The following is a 17,675-nucleotide window of genomic DNA, read 5'->3' on the forward strand; positions in this document are numbered from 1 at the left end:
GTGATGCAGCGGACCTCCCCTCGAGCATTGCGATGCTCGCACCTAGCAAGGACCTGGCCGGCACGGTCGGGTCCTCTCTTTTTGCGGACGCCTCCCGGCTCAATTTGACCTTGCGCATTGACAGCCGGCGAAGCGATGGCGCTCACTTGGCGCATTCGCCACCACCGCTTCCGAGACCCGTCTTGTCCACCCTCCTCCTGTCGCATCCCTGCTTCCTCGACCACCTGACGCCCATCGGCCACCCCGAACGACCCGATCGCCTGCGGGCTATCGACCGGATTCTGGAGCACGAACGCTTCCACAGCCTGGAACGGGAGAACGCCCCGATGGGAACGGTCGAGGCGATCGCGCGCGTGCATCCGATGGCCTATGTCGACAGCCTCTACAAGGCCGCGCCGACCGAAGGCCTGGTGCGCATCGACGCCGACACGACCATGTCGCCGGGCAGCTGGGAAGCCGCGCTGAGGGGAGTCGGCGCCGCCTGCCAGGCGGTCGACGAGGTCGTGGCGAAAAAGGTCTCCAACGCCTTCTCCGCCTCCCGGCCGCCGGGACACCATGCCGAAAAAGCCCGCGCCATGGGCTTCTGCCTGTTCAACAACGCCGCCATCGCGGCCCGCCACGCCCAGTCGGCGCATGGCCTTGAACGGGTCGCGATCGTCGACTTCGACGTCCATCACGGCAACGGCACCCAGGATATCTTCTGGGCGGATCCGAGCGTGATGTACTGCTCGACCCACCAGATGCCGCTCTATCCGGGCTCGGGGGCCGCCGACGAGACCGGCGAGGCCAACACCATCGTCAACGTCCCGCTGGCGGCCGGCGACGACGGCGCGGTGTTCCGCGAGGCGTTCCAGACCGTCATCCTGCCGCGGCTCGACGCCTTCGCACCGGACCTCGTCGTGATCTCCGCCGGCTTCGACGCCCATGTCCGCGACCCGCTCGGCGGGCTGAACCTGGTCGAGGCCGATTTCGGCTGGGCGACCAAGGCGCTGATGGACGTCGCCGACCGCCACAGCGACGGCCGCGTGGTGTCGATTCTGGAAGGCGGCTACGACCTGGAGGGTCTGGCGCGGTCGGTCGCGGCGCATGTCATGACGCTGATGACCGGTTGACCGGCGGGCGGCCTCCCTTGACGCTCGGCGCGGATCCGGCAAGGGTCTCCATCGAAACGAGGTTCCAGCCGATCGAGACCGCCATGACCACCGACACGCCCGCGCCCGAGCTTTCCGCCCTGTCCTTCGAAGAGGCCCTCGGCCAGTTGGAGCGAATCGTCCAAGCCCTGGAGCAGGGCAACGTGCCGCTGGAGAAGAGCATCGAGATGTACGAGCGCGGCGCGGCGCTGCGCAGCCACTGCGACCGGCTGCTGAAGGCAGCCGAGGAGAAGGTGGAGAAGATCCAGCTCGGCGCCGACGGCGGCGCGCGCGGCACGACCGCGCTCGATCCGGAAAGCTGAGACCGACGCGCCGCGGTCTTCCTGCGACGGCAGGCTGGGAGCACGACGCCGAATGACGCTGCGCATTTCCGCCCAGACTCAGGACAGGCTGATCGATTCGCTCTACGCGGCGCTCGGTGCCCAGGCGGACTGGAGCGCGGCGGCCGAAGCGCTCGAAGCGGCGCTCGCCGCCGAGGTGCTGCTGCTCGATTTCGGCCCCGACGGACGGCACAGCGCCCGCTACTGTCCGCGCGCGCAGGCCGAGCCGCTGCTGGTCTGCCTGTCGCGGGCGCTGGCGCCGTCGGGCAAGTCGGTGCTCGCGCACCTGCTGCGCGACGCACCGCTGGAGCGCACGCTGACACTGCGAGAGCTGGCCTTTCCGGACGGCCAGGACAGCGACGGCGAGCCTGCCCGCCGCGCGGACGGGCTGCTGGCATCGGTGCTGCGCAGTGAGCGGCGCAAGGCGCTGCTGGCGATCCTGCGCCCCGAGGGCGGTCCGTTCGGCCTCGCCGAGACCGCCTTCGCGCGCCGGATCATCCGGCACATCGCCAACGGCCTGCGGCTGAGCGACCACGCCGAGCAGGCCAGGGCAGCGAGCGAGGCGCTGCACCTGCTGGTGCGCAACCTGGAGGAACGGGCGATCCTGATCGACCGGCAGCGGCGGGTCGTCGCCGCCACGCCCGCGGGCCACCAGGCGATGGCGGCGAGCGACCTGTTCGACACCAAGAGCGGACGGCTGGTCGCGCAGCCCAAGGAGGTCGACGACGTGCTGGCCGAAGTGCTGGCGGCGATCGCGGCCCCGGACAGCGGCCTTGCCGGACCGCGAAAGAGCCCGCCACCGGAGCGGCGCGGCGAAGCGGTTTTCGAGGGTGCAGACCGGCGGCGCTGCCGGATGGTCTTCCGCACCGTCGAGACGGCCGGCGAACCGCTGGTGCACATCCAGGTCCGCGACGCGCGGCCGATCCACCGCGACGTACGCGACGCACTCAGAGCCCTCTACGGCCTGTCAAGAAGCGAGGCGCGCCTGGCGTACTACCTTGCGGCGACCGGATCGCTGGCGGAGACGCTGGAGACGCTGTCGGTGACGCGCAACACGGGCAAGACGCACCTGCGCCGGATCTACGAGAAGACCGGGACGCGGTCCCAGGTCGAACTGTGCCAGATGATCGCCGGCCTGTCCGGCCTCTATTGAACCGGCGCGAAGGACGTTCCACGCCGGTCCAGGCCGCATGGCCCAGCCGCATACGAAAAAAGGGACCGCGTAGAACACGGTCCCAGTTGATCACTGTGCACGTGGCCCCATCGACCACGCCCTCCGTGTAAATTATTTCTTTGCCAACCGCATCACCCAAACGGGTGACAATTGCCGATATGATCGGCGATCTTTTCAATTCCTGCGGGAGGCTGGCCGTACCTGCTCAAGAATCGGTCATTTGCGACCTTGCCAATCGATTTGCACCCTCCAGGTGCTTGGTGTAAGCCTGCGGGCTTACCGATGCCCCACCACGGAGTGACCACGCGCGTGTCTTCCAAGCCGCATACCCCGCTGCTCGACAAGGTCACCAGTCCCGCGAACCTGCGTGCTCTCGCCGAAGCGGACCTCGCCCAGCTTGCCGACGAGTTGCGCAAGGAGACGATCGATGCCGTCTCGGAGACCGGCGGCCATCTCGGCGCGGGACTTGGCGTGGTCGAACTGACCGTCGCTCTGCACTACGTGTTCAACACCCCCGACGACAGGCTGATCTGGGATGTCGGCCACCAGTGCTACCCGCACAAGATCCTGACCGGACGTCGCGACCGCATTCGCACCCTGCGTCAGGGCGGCGGCCTGTCCGGCTTCACCAAGCGCGCCGAAAGTCCCTACGACCCGTTCGGCGCGGCGCATTCCTCCACCTCGATCTCGGCGGGCCTCGGCATGGCAGTCGGGCGCGACCTCGACGGGCGCGCCAACAACGTGATCGCGGTGATCGGCGACGGCGCCATGTCCGCCGGCATGGCCTACGAGGCGATGAACAATGCCGGCTCGATGCACTCGCGCCTGATCGTGGTGCTGAACGACAACGACATGTCGATCGCCCCGCCGGTCGGCGCCATGTCGGCCTACCTGGCCAAGCTGGTATCCGGACCAACCTACCAGTCGCTGCGCGACGCGGCAAAGAGCATCGCCCGCGCCCTGCCCCGCCCGCTGCAGGAAAAGGCCGCAAAGGCAGAAGAATTCGCCCGCGGCTTCTGGACCGGCGGAACGCTTTTCGAGGAACTCGGCTTCTATTACGTCGGACCGGTCGACGGCCACAACCTGGAGCACCTGCTGCCGGTGCTGAGGAACGTGCGCGACACCCACAGCGGCCCGGTGCTGATCCATGTGGTGACCCAGAAGGGCAAGGGCTACGCGCCGGCCGAGGGCGCCAAGGACAAGTACCACGGCGTTGCCAGGTTCGACGTCATTACCGGCAAGCAGGCCAAGCCCAAGGCGAACGCACCGAGCTACACGAGCGTGTTCGCACGCTCGCTGGTGCAGGAGGCGGAGCAGGACGACAAGATCGTCGCCATCACGGCAGCGATGCCGGAAGGGACCGGGCTCGACCTGTTCCAGGAAGCCTTCCCCAAGCGCACCTTCGACGTCGGCATCGCCGAGCAGCATGCGGTGACCTTCGCTGCCGGCCTCGCGACCGAGGGCTACAAGCCGTTCGCGGCAATCTATTCGACGTTCCTGCAGCGCGCCTACGACCAGGTGGTGCACGACGTCGCCATCCAGGGTCTGCCGGTGCGCTTTCCGATCGACCGCGCCGGCCTCGTCGGTGCCGACGGACCGACCCATGCGGGCGCATTCGACACCGCCTTCCTCGCCTGCCTGCCCGGCTTCGTGGTGATGGCGGCCTCCGACGAGGCGGAACTGCGGCACATGGTGGCGACCGCGGCAGCCTATGACGACGGCCCGATCTCATTCCGCTATCCGCGTGGCGAGGGCATGGGCGTGGAACTGCCCGAGCGCGGCCGCGTGCTCGACATCGGCAAGGGCATCATCCGGCGCGAGGGCACCAAGGTGGCGCTGCTGTCGTTCGGCGCGCGGCTCGGCGAATGCTTCAAGGCCGCCGACGAACTCGACGCCGCGGGCCTGTCGACCACGGTCGCCGACGCACGCTTCGCCAAGCCTCTCGACACGGATCTCGTCCTGCGGCTCGCCCGCGAGCACGAGGTTCTGGTGACCATCGAGGAGGGCTCGGTCGGCGGCTTCGGCAGCCACGTCCTCGCCGCCCTGGCGGAAGCCGGCGCCCTCGACCGGGGGCTTAGGGTGCGTACCATGACGCTGCCGGACAGCTTCCAGGACCAGGACAAGCCCGACGCGCTCTATGCCCAGGCGGGCCTGAACGCGACAGCGATCCTGACGCGCGTGTTCGAAGCGTTAGGACGAGACGCGGCGGCAATTGCCCGACGGGCCTGAGCGACACGATTAAGGCTGAAAACCGACTCCGGCAGACGTCGCGAATTGACTTGCGGGCGAAGTGCTGAAATGCCTCGCAGCCGAATGGCGCGGGGCCGAACCTGCTGATCGCGCAGCGCACGCCCATCCGGCGACAGCGCCGTCGTCCTGACCGCACGACAAGGTGGCATCCATGATCAAGGCCCTGGCTTCGATTTCCGCGCTGCTGGCGTCGGTCGGCCTGCTGCTCGTCGGGCACGGCCTGCAGACCACCCTGCTGCCGCTCGCCGCCCGGCAGGCGTCCTTCACCGATTTCGAGATCGGCCTGGTCTCCTCGGCCTATTTCGTCGGCATGGTGCTCGGCTGCCTCGCCTCGCCCTATGTCATCATGCGCGCCGGCCATATCCGGGCTTTCGCAGCCCTCGTGTCGCTGATGTCGGCGGCAGCGATCCTGCATCCGGTGTTCGTCGACCCGCTCGCCTGGTTCCTGGTCCGCGTCATCTCCGGCTTCTGCCTGGCCGGCTTCTACATGATCGTCGAAAGCTGGCTGAACGAGGCGGCCAGCAACGAGAACCGCGGCACAATCATGTCTGTCTACATCGTCGTGCTCTACGCGGCGATGATGCTCGGACAGGTGTCGATCTCCGGCCTCGGCATCTCCGGGTTCGTGCCCTTCGTCGCCGCCTCGGTGATGGTCAGCCTGGCCGTCATCCCGGTGTCGCTGACGACCGCCAACCAGCCGGCACCGATCACCCTCGTCCGCTTTCGCCCGGTGCGGCTGTACCGGACCTCGCCGGCGGCCTTCGTAAGCTGCCTGCTGATCGGCGTGGCCAGCGGCGCGCTGTGGACGCTGGCGCCGCTCTACGGCGCCCAGATCGGCCTGAGCACCAACCAGGCGGCATTCTACACGGCCGCCATCATCGGCGGCGGCGTGGTCGCCCAGTGGCCGTTCGGCCGCCTATCGGACCGGATCGACCGGCGTCTCGTGCTGGTTGGCCTTGCGGTGGCGACCTTCGTCATCTCACTCGCCATCGTGACGATCGAGCCCGCGTCTCCCGTCGCCGCGACCCTATTTGCTCTGGTGATCGGCGTGTTCTCGCAGCCCGCCTATGCCATCGCGGTGGCCCATGCGTTCGACCACGCCGACGCGGATGCCTATGTCGAAACCTCCTCGGGCCTGCTGCTGTCCTTCGGTCTCGGATCGATCATCGGGCCGATCAGCGCCTCGCTGCTGATGCAGGACCTGGGTCCGAGCGGCCTCTACTACCAGGTCGCCGCCGTACAGGTGGTGACGGTCGCCTATATCGCGACCCGCCTGTTCGCGCGCCAGGCCATGACGCCGGAGGAGAAGCTCGACTTCGAATATGCCGCCACTGCCCAGGTCGGCACCGTCATCAGTCCGGAGCCGCTGGACGTCGCCGATCCGGACGTCATCCCCCCGGAAGAGTTCCCCGCCTACGAGGACGCCGGCTACAGCCCGGAGGTCACCGAAGAGACGCTGCCGGTCGGCGGCGAGGCGGCGGACGGGGAAGGATCCGCCGGCCCGGGAGACACGCGGACCGACAGCACCCTGTGAGCGGCTGCGGCAAGAAAACACTCGACCGGCCGGGACGGTTTGCCCATAGTGCCGCCATGAACCGGTCACGCTCCCTGCTGCAGTGCCTGCGCTCCGAGCGCCATCCCGTCGCCGTGCTGGCGGCGCTGGCGATCGCCGTGCGGCTGGCGCTGCTGGTAATCAGCGCCGCCGTCGTGCCGCAGGCCGCCGATGCCGGCTTCGGCGTGCTATGCCAGACGCAGGGCGTCGACGGAACGCCGCGCCCCCTCGGCGGGCACGACCCCGACGACTGCCCCTGCGGCCCCGCCTGCCTGCATCACGGCCTAGTCGCGGTTGCAGACGACCGGCCCGTCGGCGGCCGCGCGCTGGCCGATGCGGCCGGCCGTGCCGATCCGATGCCGGGCGATGAGCCCTCCTACGGCCGTTTCCCCCACGGTCCCGGTCCGATCCGGGCGCCCCCGCTCTCCTGATCCTTTCCGTCGCCAGCGCGCTCCTGCGGATCGTGGATCCGCCTGCGGAGCTCGGTTTTCGCATATTCAGATCGGATCAAGAGACAATGACCAACTTCAAGTCCCTGATGGCTGCCGCCATCCTCAGCCTGACCTCCGCCCTCGCCCTTGCCGGCGAGACCACGCTCGGCGACCTGGTGATCAAGGATCCCTGGACCCGCGCGACGCCGCCCAACGCCATGGCCGGCGGCGGCTTCCTGACCATCACCAACACCGGCGGCGCCGACGACACGCTGGTGTCCGCCGCCTCCCCGGTCGCCGGCCGCGTCGAGCTGCACGAGATGGCGGTCGTCGACGGCGTGATGAAGATGCGCGAGATGCAGGGCGGCATCCCGGTTCCGGCCGGCCAGACGGTTGCCCTGGAGCCGGGCGGGCTCCATGTCATGTTCATGGACCTGAAGGAGCCCCTCACGGAGGGCGGCATGGCTGCGGTCACGCTGACCTTCGAGAAGGCCGGCAGCGTCGACATCGAGATGCCGATCGCCAAGATCGGCGCCAAGGGCATGGACCAGGGCGGCCACGGCCATGGCCACATGCCGATGAAGAGCCCGAACTGAGGACGTCATGTCTGGTTTGAAAGCCATACGCTACGGGGCCTGGGCGGCAGTTGTCGCCCTGGCCGTCGCCGCCGGGGTGGTCAGCTACCAGCAGATCACCGGCGGCAAGGGCGGCCAGGCGCTGATCGAACCGGTGTCGGCAATCGGCGGGCCGTTCACGCTGGTCGCCGGCGACGGCCGGACCGTCACCGACGCGGAGTTCAAGGGCAAGCCGACGCTGTATTATTTCGGCTTCACCTTCTGTCCCGACGTCTGCCCGACGACGCTGTCGGACATGCAGGGCTGGATCACGGCGCTCGGTGCGGATGCAGACAAGCTGAACTACGCCTTCGTCACCGTCGATCCGGAGCGCGATACGCCGGAGGTCATCCGCGACTATGTCGCCGCCTTCGATCCGCGCATCGTGCCGCTGAGCGGGACAGAGGCGCAGATTGCCGATATGATCCGCACCTATCGGGTCTACGCCAAGAAGGTGCCGCTCGACGACGGCGGCTACACGATGGACCATTCGGCGGCGGTGTTCCTCATGAACAAGGACAATCGCTTTGTCGGAACAATCGCTTACGGCGAGGCCGAGGAGACCGCCCTGGCCAAGCTGCGCCGGCTGATCGAGACGGCGGAAACAGGATCCTGAGGCGCGGGAGGAGCGGACGGCATGCGCATCGGCTGGACGGCGGGAGCGGGGATCGCAGGCGGCGCCGTGCTGCTCGCCGCCGTCGTGCTGTGGCTGCGCTTCGGCGAGCGAGTCTATTTCGACAGGATGGCCTCGGCCATCGCCGGATGCTTCTAAACTTTTGATATAAATCAGGAATGTCCGACAAGAAGCGCCTCGACCAACGCCTTGTCGAGCTCGGCCTGGCGCCGAGCCGGGCGCGCGCGCGCGACGCCATTCTGCGCGGCACGGTAACCGTCGACGGTCGGATCGCCGACAAGCCCGGCCTTGCCGTCGGCCCCAGTGCTGCGATCGCCATCGACGACCCGGCCCGGGGATATGTCTCGCGGGCGGCGCTGAAACTGCTTGCTGGACTTGACCAATTCGGGGTCGACCCGGCGGACAGGGTCTGCCTCGACATCGGCGCCTCGACCGGCGGCTTCACCCAGGTGCTGCTGGAGCGCGGCGCCGAGCGCGTGCATGCGATCGACGTCGGCCACGGCCAGATGGACGAGGCGGTCGCCGGCAATCCCCGGGTCCGGCGGCGCGACGGGCTCAACGCGCGCGCGCTGAGCGCCGCAGACCTCGACGGCGACGCGCCGCAACTCATTGTTTCGGATGTCAGTTTCATCTCGCTGCGGCTGGCGCTGCCGCCCGCGCTGGCGCTGGCCGCGCCGGGCGCGGAGGCGGTTGTCCTCGTCAAGCCTCAGTTCGAGGTCGGCCGCGACGGCATCGGCAAGGGCGGGCTGGTCGACCCGGACACAGCCGAAGCCTGTGCGAAAAACCTCGCCGACTGGCTGAACGCCCAGCCAGGCTGGACCGCGCTCGGCCTGACGCCGTCTCCGGTGACGGGTGGCGACGGCAATCGCGAATGGCTGCTTCACGGCCGCAAAAGCATTTAGCTTCAAGGCTTTATTTTGTTTTCTGGGGCATGTTGCGGCGGGGTTCCGGAGACCTGCCGGAGACCCGCCGACGCCCGTCGCACCGACAGGCGCGTCCGAACGCCGCTTGCGGGACGGCGTTGCGGAGGCTATCGCTGCGCGATGACGGACGCGACCCTCGAACTGACCATCACCGGCCTCGGCCACCGCGGCGACGGCCTCGCCGACGGGCCGGACGGCCCTCTGTTCGTGGCCGGTGCCCTGCCCGGCGAACGGGTGCGGGCGCGGGTCGCCGGCCAGCGGGCGACGATGGTCGACCTCCTGCAGCCGAGCCCGGAGCGGATCACTCCCGTCTGCCGGCATGTCGAGCGCTGCGGCGGCTGCAACGTGCAGCACCTGGCGCCCGACCCTTATCTCGCCTGGAAGCGCGACCTGGTGATCGAAGCGCTGGCCGACCGGGGCATTGCCGCCGAGGTCGGCGCCACCGTCGCCGCGCGGCCGGCGACGCGCCGGCGAGCGGCGCTGACGGCAGTGCGCGCCGGGCACAAGATCCTGCTCGGCTACCACGAGAAGGCCAGCCACCGGCTGGTCGACGTCACGGAATGCCCGGTGCTGGTGCCGGCGATCACCGCCGCGCTGCCAGGTCTGAAGACGCTGGCCGCGGCGCTGATGCCGCGCCGGGGCGAGGTGCGGATCGCCGTGCTGGCAAGCGAGGCCGGGCTCGACGTCGCGGTCGGCAACGCCGCGCCGGGAACCGAGAAGAAGCTGGTGGCGCTGACCGCACTCGCCGCCGACCTCGACCTCGCCCGGCTGTCCGTCGACGGCGAGACGATCGTCGAGCGGCGCGCGCCGGTGCTGACCATGGGGCGGGCGAGCGTGGTGCCGCCGCCCGGCGCCTTCACCCAGGCCACCGCCGAGGCGGAGACCGCCCTTGCCGGGCTGGTCGCGCAGGCGCTCGGCCCGGCCAAACGGGCCGCCGACCTGTTCGCCGGCATCGGCACCTTCACGCTCCGGATGGCCGAAACGGCCTCGGTGCACGCAGTCGAGGCCGAGGCGGCCGCCCTCGCCGCGCTCGACCGGGCGATCCGCGTGCCGCGCGGGCTGAAGCAGGTGACGCTGGAGCGGCGCGACCTGTTCCGCCGGCCGCTGATGGCCGCAGAACTCGCGCCCTTCGACGCGGTCGTCTTCGATCCGCCGCGCGCCGGCGCGCAGGCGCAGGCCGAGCAGCTGGCGCAGTCGCGGGTGGCGCGGATCGCCGCCGTGTCCTGCAACCCGGCGACGCTCGCCCGCGACCTGAGGATCCTGATCGACGGCGGCTACCGGCTCCTATCGGTGACGCCGGTCGACCAGTTCCTGTTCTCGACCCATGTCGAGGCGGTGGCGGCGCTGGAGCGGTAGGCCTGGCGCTGCCGGCGAGAGCCGAGGCGCTCGTCGGCCACACCCAACCCCTGACCCTCCCCACAAGGAAGAGGATCGCCGCGTCCAGCCTGCGCCTTAGTTAGCGCCGGGTCTCACCGGCCGACCGTCTCCGCCAGGCTGTCGGGCAGCATCGTCAGGATGCCGCCGTAGGGGCGACTCTCGATCTCGAACTCGTCCTCGACCAGTCCCTCGATATGCGCATGGACGGCAGCCTTCGCCGCCCGACGCCGCGACTGATTGCCCGGACCGACGTGATCGAGCAGGCCCGAGCGGAATTCGGCGCGCGACACCACGACCTCGGGACCGCCACCCTTGCTGAAGCCCCAGAGTTCGTAAGCCCTAGCACCCGGCATCCGCCGCCCGTTGTCGTCCAAGAGGATCCTGTCCTGATCGAAACCGAGATAGCGGATCTCGTACTGGTCGCGGATCGCCCGTCTCAGGTGGTTCAGACAGGCGGCCCCATAGGCCGCGATCCTGTCCGCGTTGCGCGCGACAAAGGCAACCTTTTCATCGGTGCCGACCCCGTCAAGGCAGCTCTGGATGACGAAGCGCGACCGCATGTGAATGAGATAGAGATTGAAATAGGCGACGTAGAACTGGCTGCTGAGCCTAACCTCCTCGCTGGACAACATCGCATCCAGGTTCCGCTCGTTGGTGTTCGAATTGAGCGCAAGCGAAGCCACCAGCGTCCGGTTGCCGGTCCGGATAAACTGCAGGAACGTCTCGTTGCCGGCGATCACCGAATTTGCGATCAGGCGATATTCCGACTGCCGTATTTCGCGCTCGAGTTCGTCCCTGACCTCTTTGATCCTCTCTCCAAGAATTTTGAGTTCACTCCGGATTTCCTCCACCTGCTGATTCAGATTTTCGATTGCCGCTTCCGTATTTCTTCTACCTCCTGAAAATAGACCTAGCTCTTTAAGCACCCTATAACCATCCATAAGAGGAGGTCCATATCTTCCAAGTATTGAAACGATACCCGCGATTGCTTCTGCGGACATGCCTATCCCTCCATTTTGTCATCCTGATCCCTCCCATAATTGGCGGAAGCACCAAGAAGAGCAACCATGAATCTTTGTCAGCGTTTCGGGCAAGACTTCGGCGAGGCTGGGCGCGCAGGCGCCTGCGCAAGCCGCATGGCCGGATGGATCCCCCCGCGCGGAGGCGGGGATGACCGCGGTGGGGAGGCGGCGCAGCAGCCGCTCCACAGGCAGCCTTGCCGTCGCGGCCGGCCTCCGTCGCGGGAGCCTGCCGCCCCGGTCCGAAGCGGCGCTGCGCGCCTCCTCGTGATGAGGCCCGAAGGGAAGACCGGCCGGTCTGGGGCCGAGCGGGGCTTGCGGACGAGCGGGGCTTGCGGACGACCGGGGCTTGCGGACGACCGGGGCCGCGCCATGTTAAAGTGGAAAGATCCCCAGCGAACCCAAGGAGACGCGCGCATGGCCAGGGCGGAGATGGCATCCAGCGGCGGCATAGGCGGTATCGGCACCCTCGCCCGCCGGGTCGACTATGTCCTGCGCCAGGGCAGCCGGGTGGCGCTCTACACCGCCCATGCCGAGGCGCTGCGGCGGATCAACCGGCGCCTGCAGAAGGATCTGCCCGCGCCGCCGGCGCCGCCGAAGGCGGACGGGCCGGTGCCGGGCCAGCGGCGCATGCTGGCCGACATCGCGCAACTGTTCGCCAGGGACCTTGCCGCGATCGAGGCCGGGGTCTATCCGATGCCGCGCGACGGCTACCTGTCGCCGCTGGAGCTCATCGGCCTGAGCCGCCGCTTCTTTTCCGACGTGCCGGCGGTCGCCCGGCGACGAGCGCAAGGCACGCACCAGGAGGTGGCGCAGGAAGGCGGCTTCGCCGCCGCGCTGCCGCGCTACTATCGCCAGAACTTCCATTTCCAGACCGACGGCTGGCTGTCGGAGGACAGCGCCCGGCTCTACGACTTCCAGGTCGAGGTGCTGTTTTCCGGGGCGACGGCGGCCATGCGCCGGCGCGCGCTGGTGCCCTTCGCCGAGATCGTGCGCCGGAAGGACCAGCGCCGGCTCGCCTATCTGGACCTCGCCTGCGGCACCGGCGGCCTGCTCCGGCCCGCGCTCGCCGCCTTCCCTCGGCTGACCGGCGTCGGGCTCGACCTTTCGGAGCCGTATCTGCGGGTCGCGCGCGAGCGCATGGCAAGCGCGCGGGCGCGCTTCGCCGCCGGCCTCGCCGAGTCGCTGCCGTTCGCCGATGCCAGTCTCGACGTGGTCAGCTGCATCTACCTGTTCCACGAACTGCCGCCGAAGATCCGCAAGACGGCGGCGACCGAGATCGCGCGGGTGCTGAAGCCGGGCGGACGGCTGCTGTTCGTCGACAGCCTGCAGCGCGGCGACGTGCCGGACTACGACGGCCTGCTGTCGCTGTTCCCGCAGCTCTTCCACGAGCCCTACTACGCCTCCTACCTGACGGAGGACCTCGACGCCCTGTTCGGCGCCGGCGGGCTGCGGCGGGTCTCGGTCGAACCGGCGTTCGTATCGCGGGTGGCGGTGTACGAGAAGGCTTGAGCATGGCGCCCCCCGCCCGGAGAGCCCTTCCGGTCGAGCGGAACCGCTTGATCGACAAGACATCGCTCCAGCTTGCTCACCGGAGCATAGTCTTATCGACCGGATCGATTCGATCCGGTCGGAATATGCTTTAGACTTCCGACTCCGTGAACCTTCCGACGCCGGACGCGTTGGCACGACGGGACCCGCCGTGCCGCCCGCCGACCTGCCACCCCGGGATGCCGATGAGCCTTTCAACGACGATGCTGAAACCGCCGCGAACAGCCGGACCGGACGGAAAGCCGCGCCGGATCGGCGTCGAACTGGAATTCGCCGCGATCAGCGCCCGCGACGGCGCGCGGCTGGTGCAGGCGCTCTACGGCGGTTCGATCGCCGAGGAGGACCCGCATCGCTTCTTCGTGCGCGACACCGCGCTCGGCGCCTTCGTGTGCGAACTCGACAGCCAGTATGTCCATGCCGCGCCGGGCGAGAACGACGCGACGGCGGCGGCAGGCGATCCGGCGAAGGAATTCCTGTTCCGGTTCCGCGCCGGATTCCGCAAGGTGCTCGGCGACCTGTCGGCCTATCTGGTGCCGTGCGAGATCGTCTGTCCACCGGTGTCGCTCGACCGGCTGCCCGAGATCGAGACGCTGGTCGCGGCGCTGCGCGACGCGGGGGCGGAAAGCACGCGGTCAAGCCCGCTTTATGCCTTCGCCGCCCAGCTCAACCCGGAAATCGCCTCGGCGGACGCGGACTACCTGACCGCGATGCTGAAGGCCTACCTGCTGCTGTCGGACTGGCTCAGGGCGGCGATCGACCTGCATGCGACGCGGCGCATCGCGCCCTTCGCCGACCCGTTCCCGCGCGCCTACGCGATGAAGGTGGTCGCGCCGGACTACAAGCCCGACCTCGGCACGCTGATGGACGACTATCTCGCCGCCAATCCGACGCGCAACCGCGAGCTCGACCTGATGCCGCTGTTCGCCTGGCTGGACGCGGAGCGGGTGCAGCGGGCGGTCCACGATCCGCTGATCAAGGCGCGGCCGACCTTCCATTACCGGCTGCCGGATTCGCGCCTCGGCGAGCCGGACTGGGGCATCCTGCTGGAATGGAACCGCTGGTGCCTGGTCGAGCGGCTGGCCGAGAACGGCGCGCTGCTGGCCGCCATGGGCGAGGCCTACCGCCGCCACCACGCCGCCGGCACGGACGGCCGCTGGGCGATCAAGGCAAGCGAATGGCTGCTGCTGTCGTGACACGGCGGCCGGTCATCGGCGTAACCACCTCGCTCGGCGGCGGACGCTACATGTGGTGGTTCTACTGGCTGGCACTGCGGCTCGCCGGCGCGCGGCCGGTGCGCCTCGTGGCGCCGCGCCGGCCCTACGACCTGTCCGGCTTCGACGGCTTCATCATCGGCGGCGGCGACGACATCGCGCCCGACCTCTATCTGGCCGACACGCCGGTCGACGCGCGCATCGATCCGGCGCGCGACCAGATGGAACTCGCCGTGCTGGCCCATGCCTGCCCACGCGACATCCCCGTGCTCGGCATCTGCCGGGGCGCCCAGATGATCAACGTCCACCTCGGCGGCTCGCTGCACCAGGATGTGCGCGCGGTGTTCACCGGCGTGCCGAAGATGTGGACGCCGCTGCCGCGCAAGACCGTCAGCTTCACCCCCGGCAGCCGGCTCGGCGAGATCCACGAGCGCGAGCGACTGCGCGTCAACAGCCTGCACAACCAGGCGATCGACCGGCTCGGCGACGGGCTGGCGATCGTCGCCCGCGACGAGTTCGGCGTGCCGCAGGCGGTCGAATGCCCGGCCGCCCGCTTCCTCGCCGGGGTGCAGTGGCATCCCGAGTTCCTGATCTACCGGCGCGTGCACCGGCGGCTGTTCCAGGCGTTCCTGGCGGCCGTGCGGGCGCGCATGGAGGACGAGGCCAGGCGGGCGACGCGGGAGGGGTGACGACCCCGCACAAGGAACGAAATTTCAGTATCACTGAAAAATCGTCGTCCAGTTTCTTGTCAGGGTCGGGGCGGCGGGGTAGAAGCGGGGCATGAGACTGGATCACTGGCTGGCCGAGAAGGGAGAGACCCGCAGCGCCTTCGCGCGCCGCGCCGGCCTGTCGGCGGCCTCCGTCACCGCCCTGTGCAACGATCCGGGAGCGTGGGTGTCGCGCGACATGGCGCGGCGCATCTGCGAGGCGACCGGCGGCGCCGTCACCCCCAACGACTTTCTCGGCCTTTCAACCACCAAGGAGCATCCCGTGTCCCAGGCCCGTGTAGCCGAAGCGATCCGTGCGTTCGAGCGCGGCGAGATCGTCGTCGTCACCGACGACGACGACCGCGAGAACGAGGGCGACCTGATCGTCGCGGCGTCGAAGGTGACGCCGGAGCAGATGGCGTTCATCGTCCGTCACACATCCGGCATCGTCTGCGCGCCGATGACACCGGCGGCGGCCCGGCGGCTCAGGCTCGACCCGATGGTGTCCAGCAACGACGCGCCGCTGGCGACCGCCTTCACCATCTCGGTCGACTACCGGCACGGGCTGACGACGGGCATTTCCGCAGAGGAGCGCTGCTCGACGGTGCGCGCGCTGGCCAACCCGAACGCGGGCGCGGGCGACTTCGTGCGCCCTGGGCACATCTTCCCGCTGATCGCCAAGGACGGCGGCGTGCTGATGCGCTCCGGCCACACGGAGGCAGCGGTGGACCTGTGCCGGCTCGCCGGGCTGGAGGAGGTCGGCGTCATCTCCGAGCTGGTCAACGACACCGGCACGGTCAAACGCGGCGCCGAGGTGGCGGCCTTCGCCGCCGAGCACGGGCTGAAGATGGTGTCGGTGTCGGACCTGATCGCCTGGCGCCAGCGCACCGAGCGGCTGATCGAGCGCATCAACGAGCAGCCGGTACAGACGGTGGCCGGCCCCGCCTATGCGGTCACCTACGAGACGCCCTACGACCCGATGCACCATGTCGCGGTGGTGTTCGGCGACATCCTGGACGGGCGCAACGTGCCGGTGCGGCTGCAGCTGGAATCGGTGCTCGACGACGTGTTCGGCGCGACCCAGCCGCTGGACGAGGTGATGCGCGCCTTCGCCGAGCGCGGGCGCGGCGTGATCGTCTACCTGCGCGAGGGCTCGGTCGGCGTGGCGCGCCAGTCGCGGCGCGCGCGCTCCGACCTGGAGGCGGCCGAAAACGAGGGCCACGGCTCGGCGCAGGCGCGCCAGGAACAGTGGCGCGAGGTCGGCCTCGGCGCGCAGATCCTGAAGGACCTCGGCGTCGGCTCGATCCGGCTGCTCGCCTCGCGCGAGCGGCACTACGTCGGGCTCGAGGGCTTCGACATCAAGATCGAAGCGACCGAGATCCTCGACCCCTGACGCCAGGGGGCCGGGGTTGCGACTAGGGTTGCGACTGGGGCGGCAGGACTAATGGAAAGTCCGGAGTCGCCTTGCCGCGCCGATCCGGTCCAATATGGTCCGAGGCAGCCGACAGGGCTGGACAGGCGCCGCGGCGGGCGGCGCATCGGACGGGGAGAGAGACGCGGACATGACAGCCCTTCGCACAGCCGCCTTCGGCATGGCCCTGCTCGCCGGCGGCTGGCTGGCGCTGGCGGCGACGCCGGCGGCGGCGCGCCAGGTCGACAGCTTCAAGACCGGCAACTGGAACGGCAACGCCTATGTCGACGACGCGACCGGCAAGTTCGCCTCCTGCGTCGCCAGCGTCAGCTACGTCAACGGCATCACGCTGAGCGTTCAGGTCGACGGCAGCTACAACTGGTTCCTCGGCTTCTCGTCGCCCAACTGGACGCTGAAGGTCGGCAGCAGCTTCACGCTGTCCTACCGCATCGACCGCGGCGACTGGCGCCAGGGCACGGCGACGGTGATCGACGCGACGCTGGCGCGCATGCCGATGCCCGCCGACGGCTACATCATCACCCGCTTCCGGCGCGGTCAGGCGATGTTCATCCACGACGGCCAGCGCAGCTACGACTTCCGCCTGACCGGCACGTCGCGGCTGATGGCGCGGCTGGCCGACTGCGTGCGGGTCAACGCGGCGCGCTACGGCGCCGGGCCGGCGATCGCCGGCGCGGCGCCGCCCGAGCAGCCGGCGCAGGAGGACGACGGCGGCGAGGCCGCGCCCGATCCGAAGCTGCAGATCGAGGCGACCCAGGCGCTGTTCAACCTGATGGGCAAGGCCAGGCTGTCGGGACTGTCGTTCATCGACGAGGACGACCGCACGGAGGACTACCAGGGGGTGCATGCGGTCGCCGGCAACGCGGCGCGCCTGCTCGCCGCGCATATCTTCGAGGAGGGCGACTACGCCAGCGAGCAGCAGCTGATGGCGGCGATGATCTCGGATTCGGCCAAGACCTGCGAGGGCGCGTTCCAGTCCGGCTCGCAGCGGCGCAGCGTCGACGGCGCCAGTCTGCTGACCGGCTTCTCGCGCTGCGTCGGCGACGCGCGCAGCCTGGAGGAACGCTATGTCGTCGCGCCGCGCGGCAAGGGCGGCGTCTATGTCTTCGCCGTCGCCGACACGCGGATCACGGCGGGGGAAGGCGCGCCGCTGGCGCCCTACCCGCTCGACGACGAGACGCTGTTCGCCGCCGCCGCGGCCGCCGCCCGCTAGCATCACGGCCGATCACAAAGCCGTGCGCGGGCGCCCGCGCAGTGGTACGTCCCGGCCCGACCGCTTAGGCTTGGATCCGATCGGAAACGACGGACACGATCATGGCCGGACCTGGCGGA

Annotated in this window: 17 protein-coding genes; 16 read left to right on the forward strand and 1 reads right to left on the reverse strand. The window is 69.3% G+C overall.

The annotated features are described in order from the left end of the window. Positions 1-182: 182 nt before the first annotated feature. The 11 genes from SL003B_RS16630 to SL003B_RS16675 all read left to right on the forward strand — a co-directional run bounded on the left by SL003B_RS16630 (position 183) and on the right by SL003B_RS16675 (position 10,405). Positions 183-1,112 (forward strand): histone deacetylase family protein, encoded by a 930-nt coding sequence (locus SL003B_RS16630; RefSeq protein WP_013654027.1) that lies wholly within the window; start codon positions 183-185, stop codon positions 1,110-1,112. 17 nt (positions 1,113-1,129) lie between these two features. Continuing rightward, positions 1,130-1,453 carry an exodeoxyribonuclease VII small subunit gene (locus SL003B_RS16635; protein ID WP_013654028.1) on the forward strand — a complete coding sequence of 108 codons (324 nt, stop codon included), beginning with the start codon at positions 1,130-1,132 and terminating at the stop codon, positions 1,451-1,453. Positions 1,454-1,505: 52 nt separating this feature from the next. Continuing rightward, positions 1,506-2,624, forward strand: coding sequence for a helix-turn-helix transcriptional regulator (locus SL003B_RS16640; protein WP_013654029.1), 1,119 nt, complete (start codon positions 1,506-1,508; stop codon positions 2,622-2,624). Positions 2,625-2,927: 303 nt separating this feature from the next. Continuing rightward, the gene (dxs, locus tag SL003B_RS16645) at positions 2,928-4,874 is read left to right on the forward strand and encodes a 1-deoxy-D-xylulose-5-phosphate synthase (RefSeq protein ID WP_041375598.1); all 1,947 of its coding nucleotides are present in this window, start codon (positions 2,928-2,930) and stop codon (positions 4,872-4,874) included. A 172-nt stretch (positions 4,875-5,046) separates the two neighbouring features. After that, positions 5,047-6,429, forward strand: coding sequence for an MFS transporter (locus SL003B_RS16650; protein WP_013654031.1), 1,383 nt, complete (start codon positions 5,047-5,049; stop codon positions 6,427-6,429). A 56-nt stretch (positions 6,430-6,485) separates the two neighbouring features. Next, positions 6,486-6,878 carry a hypothetical protein gene (locus SL003B_RS16655; RefSeq protein WP_041375599.1) on the forward strand — a complete coding sequence of 131 codons (393 nt, stop codon included), beginning with the start codon at positions 6,486-6,488 and terminating at the stop codon, positions 6,876-6,878. Positions 6,879-6,964: 86 nt separating this feature from the next. Beyond that, positions 6,965-7,474, forward strand: a complete 510-nt coding sequence (locus SL003B_RS16660; protein WP_013654033.1) for a copper chaperone PCu(A)C — start codon at positions 6,965-6,967, stop codon at positions 7,472-7,474. A 7-nt stretch (positions 7,475-7,481) separates the two neighbouring features. Continuing rightward, positions 7,482-8,108 (forward strand): SCO family protein, encoded by a 627-nt coding sequence (locus SL003B_RS16665; protein ID WP_013654034.1) that lies wholly within the window; start codon positions 7,482-7,484, stop codon positions 8,106-8,108. A 21-nt stretch (positions 8,109-8,129) separates the two neighbouring features. Beyond that, a complete protein-coding gene (locus tag SL003B_RS24010) occupies positions 8,130-8,264 on the forward strand; it encodes a hypothetical protein (protein WP_277914607.1) in 135 nt (44 codons plus the stop codon). Positions 8,265-8,284: 20 nt separating this feature from the next. Continuing rightward, complete coding sequence (locus tag SL003B_RS16670; RefSeq protein ID WP_013654035.1) at positions 8,285-9,028, forward strand: TlyA family RNA methyltransferase; 744 nt, start codon at positions 8,285-8,287, stop codon at positions 9,026-9,028. Between the two features lie 141 nt (positions 9,029-9,169). Then, positions 9,170-10,405: a class I SAM-dependent RNA methyltransferase gene (locus SL003B_RS16675; RefSeq protein WP_013654036.1), complete on the forward strand. Its 1,236-nt coding sequence runs from the start codon at positions 9,170-9,172 to the stop codon at positions 10,403-10,405. 113 nt (positions 10,406-10,518) lie between these two features. Here SL003B_RS16675 and SL003B_RS16680 read toward each other — a convergent pair whose 3' ends face one another. Beyond that, the gene (locus tag SL003B_RS16680; RefSeq protein WP_148259335.1) at positions 10,519-11,427 is read right to left on the reverse strand and encodes a hypothetical protein; all 909 of its coding nucleotides are present in this window, start codon (positions 11,425-11,427) and stop codon (positions 10,519-10,521) included. Between the two features lie 435 nt (positions 11,428-11,862). Between SL003B_RS16680 and SL003B_RS16685 the strand changes: the two genes are divergently transcribed. From SL003B_RS16685 to SL003B_RS16705, 5 genes are all read left to right on the forward strand, one after another. Further along, positions 11,863-12,957 carry a class I SAM-dependent methyltransferase gene (locus SL003B_RS16685; protein WP_013654038.1) on the forward strand — a complete coding sequence of 365 codons (1,095 nt, stop codon included), beginning with the start codon at positions 11,863-11,865 and terminating at the stop codon, positions 12,955-12,957. Between the two features lie 224 nt (positions 12,958-13,181). Then, positions 13,182-14,189 carry an amidoligase family protein gene (locus tag SL003B_RS16690; protein WP_049792606.1) on the forward strand — a complete coding sequence of 336 codons (1,008 nt, stop codon included), beginning with the start codon at positions 13,182-13,184 and terminating at the stop codon, positions 14,187-14,189. Next, entirely contained in the window at positions 14,171-14,896 is a 726-nt protein-coding gene (locus tag SL003B_RS16695; RefSeq protein WP_041375601.1) for a gamma-glutamyl-gamma-aminobutyrate hydrolase family protein, read from the forward strand. Before SL003B_RS16690 ends, SL003B_RS16695 begins: the two co-directional genes overlap by 19 nt. 91 nt (positions 14,897-14,987) lie before the next feature. Beyond that, complete coding sequence (gene ribB, locus SL003B_RS16700) at positions 14,988-16,307, forward strand: 3,4-dihydroxy-2-butanone-4-phosphate synthase (RefSeq protein ID WP_013654041.1); 1,320 nt, start codon at positions 14,988-14,990, stop codon at positions 16,305-16,307. A 169-nt stretch (positions 16,308-16,476) separates the two neighbouring features. Then, a complete protein-coding gene (locus tag SL003B_RS16705) occupies positions 16,477-17,556 on the forward strand; it encodes a hypothetical protein (RefSeq protein ID WP_013654042.1) in 1,080 nt (359 codons plus the stop codon). The last annotated feature ends 119 nt before the right edge of the window (positions 17,557-17,675 follow it).

Source organism: Polymorphum gilvum SL003B-26A1, assembly GCF_000192745.1.
Classification (GTDB): Bacteria; Pseudomonadota; Alphaproteobacteria; order Rhizobiales; family Stappiaceae; genus Polymorphum; species Polymorphum gilvum.

Coding starts and splice junctions, on each gene's coding strand:
- SL003B_RS16640 (WP_013654029.1), top strand. CDS start 1,506: ATGACGCTGCGCATTTCCGCCCAGACTCAGGACAGGCTGATCGATTCG.
- dxs (WP_041375598.1), top strand. CDS start 2,928: ATGCCCCACCACGGAGTGACCACGCGCGTGTCTTCCAAGCCGCATACC.
- SL003B_RS16650 (WP_013654031.1), top strand. CDS start 5,047: ATGATCAAGGCCCTGGCTTCGATTTCCGCGCTGCTGGCGTCGGTCGGC.
- SL003B_RS16655 (WP_041375599.1), top strand. CDS start 6,486: ATGAACCGGTCACGCTCCCTGCTGCAGTGCCTGCGCTCCGAGCGCCAT.
- SL003B_RS16660 (WP_013654033.1), top strand. CDS start 6,965: ATGACCAACTTCAAGTCCCTGATGGCTGCCGCCATCCTCAGCCTGACC.
- SL003B_RS16665 (WP_013654034.1), top strand. CDS start 7,482: ATGTCTGGTTTGAAAGCCATACGCTACGGGGCCTGGGCGGCAGTTGTC.
- SL003B_RS24010 (WP_277914607.1), top strand. CDS start 8,130: ATGCGCATCGGCTGGACGGCGGGAGCGGGGATCGCAGGCGGCGCCGTG.
- SL003B_RS16670 (WP_013654035.1), top strand. CDS start 8,285: ATGTCCGACAAGAAGCGCCTCGACCAACGCCTTGTCGAGCTCGGCCTG.
- SL003B_RS16675 (WP_013654036.1), top strand. CDS start 9,170: ATGACGGACGCGACCCTCGAACTGACCATCACCGGCCTCGGCCACCGC.
- SL003B_RS16680 (WP_148259335.1), bottom strand. CDS start 11,427: ATGTCCGCAGAAGCAATCGCGGGTATCGTTTCAATACTTGGAAGATAT.
- SL003B_RS16685 (WP_013654038.1), top strand. CDS start 11,863: ATGGCCAGGGCGGAGATGGCATCCAGCGGCGGCATAGGCGGTATCGGC.
- SL003B_RS16690 (WP_049792606.1), top strand. CDS start 13,182: ATGAGCCTTTCAACGACGATGCTGAAACCGCCGCGAACAGCCGGACCG.
- SL003B_RS16695 (WP_041375601.1), top strand. CDS start 14,171: ATGGCTGCTGCTGTCGTGACACGGCGGCCGGTCATCGGCGTAACCACC.
- ribB (WP_013654041.1), top strand. CDS start 14,988: ATGAGACTGGATCACTGGCTGGCCGAGAAGGGAGAGACCCGCAGCGCC.
- SL003B_RS16705 (WP_013654042.1), top strand. CDS start 16,477: ATGACAGCCCTTCGCACAGCCGCCTTCGGCATGGCCCTGCTCGCCGGC.